Source organism: Streptomyces sp. SM10, from assembly GCF_002910915.1.
GTDB lineage: Bacteria > Actinomycetota > Actinomycetes > Streptomycetales > Streptomycetaceae > Streptomyces.
In genome coordinates this window covers 1-6,996 of the sequence record NZ_NEUF01000082.1, presented here as the reverse complement: position 1 = coordinate 6,996, position 6,996 = coordinate 1, and the positions used below count along the sequence as shown (strand labels likewise).

The window sequence follows — 6,996 nt, the reverse complement described above, 5'->3', positions numbered from 1 at the left end:
CCCGCCGGTTCCCGAGCGCGCGGTGCAGCCCCGGCAGCCCCGGCAGCCCCGTCAGACCGCGGGCACGGCCGCCCCGGCCCGGGCCGCCGCCACCAGGGCCCGCATGATGCGGAGGTCGTCCCCCATCTCCGGGTGCCACTGGACGCCGAGCACCCACCGGTCGCCCGGCAGCTCGATCGCCTCCACCGTGCCGTCCGCCGCGTGCGCCGAGGCCACCAGACCGGGCGCGAGCCGGTCCACGGCCTGGTGGTGGTACGTCGGTACGGACGCCTCCTCGGGCACCAGCGAGGCGTACAGCGACCCCGCCACCGGCGTCACCGCGTGCTCACCGAGGACTCCGGTCCTGCCGAACGGCCCCGCGTGGCCGTCCAGGTGCTGGGTCAGCGTGCCGCCCAGCGCGACGTTCAGCAGCTGCATCCCGCGGCAGATCCCGAGCACCGGGGTGCCGGCCGCCCTCGCCGCGCGGAGCAGGGCCACTTCCCAGGTGTCGCGTTCGTGCGCCGGCGGGCCCGTCCTGAAGTCGCGCTCCGCGCCGTACAGCCCGGGGTCCACGTCGGCGCCGCCCGCGATCACGAGACCGTCCAGCCGGGCCACGGCCGCGCCCGCCCGCGCCGGGTCGTCCGGGGGCAGCAGCGCGGCCAGTCCGCCGGAGCGCTGGACCAGCTGGGGGTAGGCGGAGGGGAGCACCGCCGCCGGGAGTTCCCAGACGCCCCAGCGAGCCGCCGGCTCCAGATAGGTCGTGATGCCGATGAGCGGTTCGTGCATGGCGCGGTCCCTCCGGCGGCCGGTCTGCGGGCCGGCCCGGTGCAATGGTGTTGCGTCATACCTTTGTTCGTACCGGGCCGCCGCGCAAGAGCGGTGATCCGGAAGAGCAAGATCAAGCCAGGAAACCCCGGAGCAGCGCCGCGGTCCCCGCGCAGTGCTCGCGCATCACCGCCCGTGCCGCCTCCTCGTCCCCGTCGAGGACCGCTTCGACGAGGGACGTGTGCTGGTGCTGCGAATGCTCGAGGTTCCGCACCAGAAGGGGGATGCAGTCCAGCAGGTCGTTCACGGTCGCCCGGACGGCCGCGTACCGGGCCGCGAGGGACGGCGATCCGGAGAGCTCGGCGAGCGTCAGGTGGAAGAGGGTGTCGACTCTGCGGTAGTCGGGCAGAGGTGCCTCGTGTGTCGTCGCCAGAGCCCTACGCAGCCGGTCCGCGTCCTCGTCCTCGAGACCGCGCGACGCGCAGAGCCCGGCCGCCCCCGACTCCAGGACCTCGCGGAAGAGCAGGACGTCCTCGATGTCGGTGCCCGCCACCCGGCGGCGCAGCTCCTCGCCGCCGGCGCGGCCGGTGCGGGGGAGCACGAACGTACCGCCGTACCGGCCGCGTCTCGCCTCGACCAGCCCCTGGTCCTGAAGCACCTTCAGGACCTCGCGCAGGGTGACCCGGCTGACGCCGAGGAGGCCGGCCAGTTCACGCTCGGCGGGCAGCCGCCCGCCCCCGGGCACCAGGCCGAGCCTGACCACCTGGAGGATCTGCTCCAGCGCCTCCTCGAAGCCGTTGCCCGCGCGGACCGGCCGCAGGGCGGGCAGCAGCCGGCCGGAGGGCCCGGGCTCCCCGGTCTCTTCCGCCACGTCCCGATTCCCTTCCCCCCAATGGTTTTCTCCCATACCTTAGCGATCTCGGGGGAGGCCGTAAGCCTTCCGGCTGACCGAACGAGGAGCATCCCGTGGCAGACCGAACACCTCCGCTGGGGACCGACGAGCTGCGCGTGCTCGTGGAGCGCGGTGAGATCGACACCGTGGTCCTCGCCTTCCCCGACATGCAGGGCAGGCTCCAGGGCAAGCGGTTCGCCGCGTCCTTCTTCCTCGACGAGGTGCTGGAGCACGGCACGGAGGGCTGCAACTACCTGCTCGCCGTCGACACGGACATGAACACCGTCGACGGCTTCGCCATGTCCTCCTGGTCCAACGGCTACGGCGACTTCGCGATGCGCCCCGATCTCGCCACCCTGCGCCGGATCCCCTGGCACGAGGGAACGGCCCTGGTCATGGCCGATCTCGCCTGGGACGACGGCTCGCCGGTCGCCGCCGCGCCCCGCCAGATCCTGCGGCGGCAGCTGGAGCGGCTCGCCGGGCACGGACTGACCGCCCACGTCGGCACGGAACTCGAGTTCATCGTCTTCAAGGACACCTACGAGCAGGCGTGGGACCGCAACTACCGCGGCCTCACCCCGGCCAACCAGTACAACATCGACTACTCCGTCCTCGGTACCGGCCGCATCGAACCCCTGCTGCGCCGCATCCGCAACGAGATGGCGGGCGCCGGACTCACCGTCGAGTCCGCCAAGGGCGAGTGCAACCCCGGCCAGCACGAGATCGTCTTCCGCTACGACGAAGCCCTCGTCACCTGCGACCAGCACGCCGTCTACAAGACCGGCTCCAAGGAGATCGCCGCGCAGGAGGGCGTCGCGCTCACCTTCATGGCCAAGTTCAACGAGCGTGAGGGCAACTCCTGCCACATACACCTCTCCCTCCAGGACGCCGACGGGCAGAGCGTCATGGCCGGGGAGGGCGGCACGATGTCCCCCGTGATGCGGCACTTCCTCGCCGGCCAGCTCGCCGCCCTGCGCGACTTCTCCCTGCTGTACGCCCCGAACATCAACTCCTACAAGCGCTTCCAGCCCGGCTCCTTCGCCCCCACCGCCGTCGCCTGGGGGCACGACAACCGCACGTGCGCCCTGCGCGTCGTCGGGCACGGCCGCTCGATGCGCTTCGAGAACCGGCTGCCCGGCGGCGACGTCAACCCGTACCTCGCGGTCGCCGGCCTCGTCGCCGCCGGACTCCACGGCATCGAGAAGAAGCTCGAACTCCCGGACGCCTGCGAGGGCAACGCCTACACCGCGGGATACGACCAGGTCCCCACCACGCTCCGGGAAGCGGCCGGCCTCTGGGAGACCAGCGAGGCCGCCCGGGAGGCCTTCGGCGACGACGTCGTCGCGCACTACCGCAACATGGCGCGTGTCGAACTGGAGGCCTTCGACGCCGCGGTGACCGACTGGGAGCTCCGCCGCTCCTTCGAACGCCTGTGAGGCACTCCGTGACCACCGAACACCGTGTCCTGAACCCGGCGACCGAAGAGCTCGTCGCCACCGTCCGCGCCACCACCGCCGAGGAGGTCGACACCGCCGTCACCCGCGCCGCGGCGGCCCAGCGCGTCTGGGCCGGCCTGGCCCCCGCCGACCGCGCCCGGGTGCTGCGCCGCTTCGCCGTCCTCGTGGACGAGCACGCCGAACGGCTGGCCCGGCTGGAGGTCACCGAGGCGGGCCACACCCTGGGCAACGCCCGCTGGGAGGCGGCCAACGTCCGCGACCTCCTGGACTACGCGGCCGGGGGAGTGGAACGCCTGACCGGGCGGCAGATCCCCGTACCGGGCGGGGTCGACCTCACCTTCCTGGAACCGCTGGGCGTCGTCGGCGTGATCGCCCCGTGGAACTTCCCCATGCCGATCGCCGCCTGGGGGTTCGCCCCCGCCCTCGCGGCCGGGAACGCAGTCCTCCTCAAGCCGGCCGAGACCACCCCCCTCACCGCGCAGCGGCTGGCCGGGCTGGCGCTCGAAGCGGGCCTTCCACAAGACCTCTTCCAGGTGCTGCCCGGCGCCGGGGACGTGGCGGGCAAGGCCTTGGTCGAGCACCCAGGGGTCGCCAAGATCGTCTTCACCGGTTCGACCCGCGTCGGCAAGCAGATCATGGCCGGATGCGCGGACCGGGTGAAGCGGCTGACCCTCGAACTGGGCGGCAAGAGCCCCAACATCGTGTTCGCCGACGCCGACATCGAGACAGCCGCGGCCGCCGCGCCCCTGTCCTTCCTGGACAACGCCGGCCAGGACTGCTGTGCCCGCACCCGCATCCTGGTCCAGCGGTCCGCGTACGACCGTTTCCTGGAGCTCCTCGTCCCGGCCATCGCCTCCGTCGTCGTCGGTGACCCGTCGGACGAGAAGACACAGATGGGCCCGCTGATCTCCCGCACCCAGCTGGAGCGCGTCCGCGCCTACGTCCCCCGGGACGCCGACGGCATCCGGGGCAGCGCGCCGGCCGGCCCCGGCTTCTGGTTCCCCCCGACCGTCCTGACCGGGATCGCCCCCGATGCTCCCGTCGCCATGGAGGAGGTCTTCGGCCCGGTGGCCGTGGTCCTGCCCTTCGAGGACGAGGAGGACGCGGTCCGGCTGGCCAATGCCTCCGAACACGGTCTGGCCGGCTCGGTCTGGACCCGGGACGTCGGCCGCGCCCTGCGGGTCTCGCGAGCGGTCCGGGCCGGCAACCTGTCCGTCAACTCCCACTCAGCCGTCCGCTACTGGACCCCCTTCGGCGGGTACAAACAGTCCGGGCTCGGCCGTGAACTGGGGCCCGACGCCCTCGCGGCCTTCACCGAAACCAAGAACGTCTTCATCGGCACGGAGGCCTGAGCACCCATGACCACCGACTCCGGGAACATCTGCCGCCGCCTCACCGGCCGCACCGCCGTCATCACGGGTGCCGGCAGCGGCATCGGGCTCGCCACCGCCCGCCGACTGGCATCCGAAGGAGCACGCGTCGTCTGCGGCGACATCGACGAGAGCGCGGGCAGGGCCGCCGCCGAGGAGGCGGGCGGTACCTTCGTACGCGTCGACGTCACCGACCCCGACCAGGTCGAGGCGCTCTTCGCGGCAGCGGACGACACCTACGGCTCCGTCGACATCACCTTCAACAACGCGGGCATCTCGCCGCCCGAGGACGACTCCATCCTCACCACCGGGCTGGAGGCGTGGAAGCGCGTCCAGGACGTCAACCTGACCTCCGTCTACCTCTGCTGCAAGGCGGCCCTCCCCTACATGCGGCGCCAGGGCCGGGGCTCGATCATCAACACCGCGTCCTTCGTCGCGCGGATGGGCGCCGCGACCTCGCAGATCTCGTACACCGCGTCCAAGGGCGGCGTCCTCGCCCTCTCCCGCGAACTCGGGGTGCAGTTCGCCCGGGAGGGGATCCGGGTCAACGCCCTCTGCCCGGGCCCCGTCAACACCCCGCTGCTGCGGGAACTCTTCGCCAAGGACCCGGAGCGCGCCGCCCGCAGGCTGATCCACATCCCGCTCGGCCGGTTCGCCGAGGCGACGGAGATCGCGGCCGCCGTCGCCTTCCTGGCCAGCGACGACTCCTCGTTCGTCAACGCCACCGACTTCCTCGTCGACGGCGGGATCTCGGGAGCGTACGTGACACCGCTCGACTGACGCTCCCGTGCGGCGGTGGCACGCACCACGCGACGCCGCCCGTCCGGGTACCCGGACGTGAACGTGCTTGGTACGCAACGGCGGTGGGACGGGAGGAGGACGGGAGGGCCTGGGCCCGGCACCCCGTCCGGCCGCCGTCACCCGGCCCGTGGGCTTCCGGAGCGGGCCGCTGCCCACGGATCCGGTGGCGACCGAGCCTCCCGCCCGGCCGCCGTCGCCGCCATGACCCTCGGCCTCCGTGCCGGTACGGGCCGCCGCTCTCCCCCGCGGACGGAATCACCGAGGGAATCCGCCCGATCGGTGACGCCACCGGAGGCGGAGGGGGCAGCAGCGCGGCTCCTTGCGGGGCCCTCCTAGAGGAAGGTCCGGCCCTCACCGCGGTACGTCGGCACGGACGCCGTGATCCGTTCACCGTCGATCAGACGCAGCTCGTCGAAGCGTTCGCACAGCTCACCGGCCTTGGCGTGCCGGAACCACACCTTGTCGCCGATCAGCAGATCGTCCGCCGGCGCGCCCAGCAGCGGAGTCTGGACCTCGCCGGGCCCCTCCTGCGGGTCGTAGCGCAGCCCCTCGGGCAGATACGGCACCGGCAGCCGGTCCGGGCCCGCCGCGCCCGACGCCGGATAGCCACCGCCCAGCACCGTCACCACGCCCACACCCGGCCGCCGCACCACGGGCTGGGCGAACAGCGCCGCCGGACGGCCCGTGAACGAGGTGTAGTTGTCGAACAGCCTCGGCACGAAGAGCCCCGACCCCGCCGCGATCTCGGTCACCGCGGACTCGGCCGCCGTGTGCTGCACGCTGCCGGTGCCGCCCCCGTTCACGAACTCCAGCCCGGGCGCCACCGCGCGCACCGCCCGCACCACCTCCGCTCGGCGTGCCGCCAGCTCCCTGCGGGCCGCCGCCTGCATCAGCCGGATCGCGCGCGACCGCAGCGGCCGGCCGGCCACCGAGTCGCCCACGCCGGCGACATGGCCTTCGTACGCCATCAGCCCCACCAGCCGGAAGCCGGGCCTGCGCTCCACCGAGCGGGCCAGCTCGGCCAGTTGGGCGGGGGAGCGGAGCGGGGAGCGCAGCGCGCCCACCCTCACCCGGCCGCCCAGCAACCGCAGCGAGGTGTCCAGCTCCAGGCAGACCCTGATCTCCTCGGCGCCGCCGGCCCGCGCCGCGTCGATCAGCTCCAGCTGTGCGGGGTCGTCCACCATGACCGTCACGGCCGCGGCGAGCTTGGGATCGGCCGCCAGTTCGGCGTAGGCCGACCGGTCGGCCGACGGATAGGCGAGCAGCACGTCGTCGAACCCCGCGCGGGCCAGCCACAGCGACTCCGCCAGGGTGAACGACATGATCCCGGCGAAGCCCGGGCGCGCCAGCACCCGCTCCAGGAGGGCGCGGCAGCGCACCGATTTGCTCGCCACCCGGATCGGCTTCCCGCCGGCCCGGCGGACCAGGTCGGCGGCATTGGCGTCGAAGGCCTCCAGGTCGACGACGGCCACCGGGGCGTCGAGGTGGGCGGTGGCCCGGTCGTAACGTCTCCGGTCAGCGGCTCGGACAGTCATGGGCGCAGCTTGCCAGACTGTCGTACCACTGGGTAGGGGGGATGTTCGGTGCAGATCACCCCGCGCCCTCCGTCCCGTTCCCACGGGGTGCCGTCCACCCCGTAGAGTGACGGTCACACGATCGACCGACGGGCCCGCGCGCAACGACGGTCCGTAGGCGGTACGGGGACGTGGACCAGGGGGGCGGATGAGTACCG

Annotated in this window: 6 protein-coding genes; 3 read left to right on the top strand and 3 right to left on the bottom strand. The window is 73.0% G+C overall.

Features of this window, described 5'->3' with window-relative positions:
- Positions 1-51 precede the first annotated feature (51 nt).
- Together B9S57_RS11790 and B9S57_RS11785 are read right to left on the bottom strand one after the other, a co-directional pair.
- Positions 52-765 (bottom strand): gamma-glutamyl-gamma-aminobutyrate hydrolase family protein, encoded by a 714-nt coding sequence (locus B9S57_RS11790; RefSeq protein ID WP_103515502.1) that lies wholly within the window; start codon positions 763-765, stop codon positions 52-54.
- A 112-nt stretch (positions 766-877) separates the two neighbouring features.
- Entirely contained in the window at positions 878-1,651 is a 774-nt protein-coding gene (locus tag B9S57_RS11785) for a FadR/GntR family transcriptional regulator (RefSeq protein WP_374935929.1), read from the bottom strand.
- Positions 1,652-1,710: 59 nt separating this feature from the next.
- Here B9S57_RS11785 and B9S57_RS11780 point away from each other — a divergent pair, with 59 nt between their 5' ends.
- The 3 genes from B9S57_RS11780 to B9S57_RS11770 are packed head-to-tail and all read left to right on the top strand — an operon-like array spanning position 1,711 to position 5,243.
- Positions 1,711-3,072, top strand: a complete 1,362-nt coding sequence (locus B9S57_RS11780; protein ID WP_103515500.1) for a glutamine synthetase family protein — start codon at positions 1,711-1,713, stop codon at positions 3,070-3,072.
- Positions 3,073-3,080: 8 nt separating this feature from the next.
- On the top strand, positions 3,081-4,445 hold the full coding sequence (locus B9S57_RS11775; RefSeq protein ID WP_103515516.1) for an aldehyde dehydrogenase: 1,365 nt from the start codon (positions 3,081-3,083) through the stop codon (positions 4,443-4,445).
- 6 nt (positions 4,446-4,451) lie between these two features.
- Positions 4,452-5,243 carry a 3-oxoacyl-ACP reductase gene (locus tag B9S57_RS11770; RefSeq protein ID WP_103515499.1) on the top strand — a complete coding sequence of 264 codons (792 nt, stop codon included), beginning with the start codon at positions 4,452-4,454 and terminating at the stop codon, positions 5,241-5,243.
- A 353-nt stretch (positions 5,244-5,596) separates the two neighbouring features.
- Here B9S57_RS11770 and B9S57_RS11765 read toward each other — a convergent pair whose 3' ends face one another.
- A complete protein-coding gene (locus tag B9S57_RS11765) occupies positions 5,597-6,799 on the bottom strand; it encodes an amino acid deaminase/aldolase (RefSeq protein WP_103515498.1) in 1,203 nt (400 codons plus the stop codon).
- Positions 6,800-6,996: the final 197 nt, after the last annotated feature.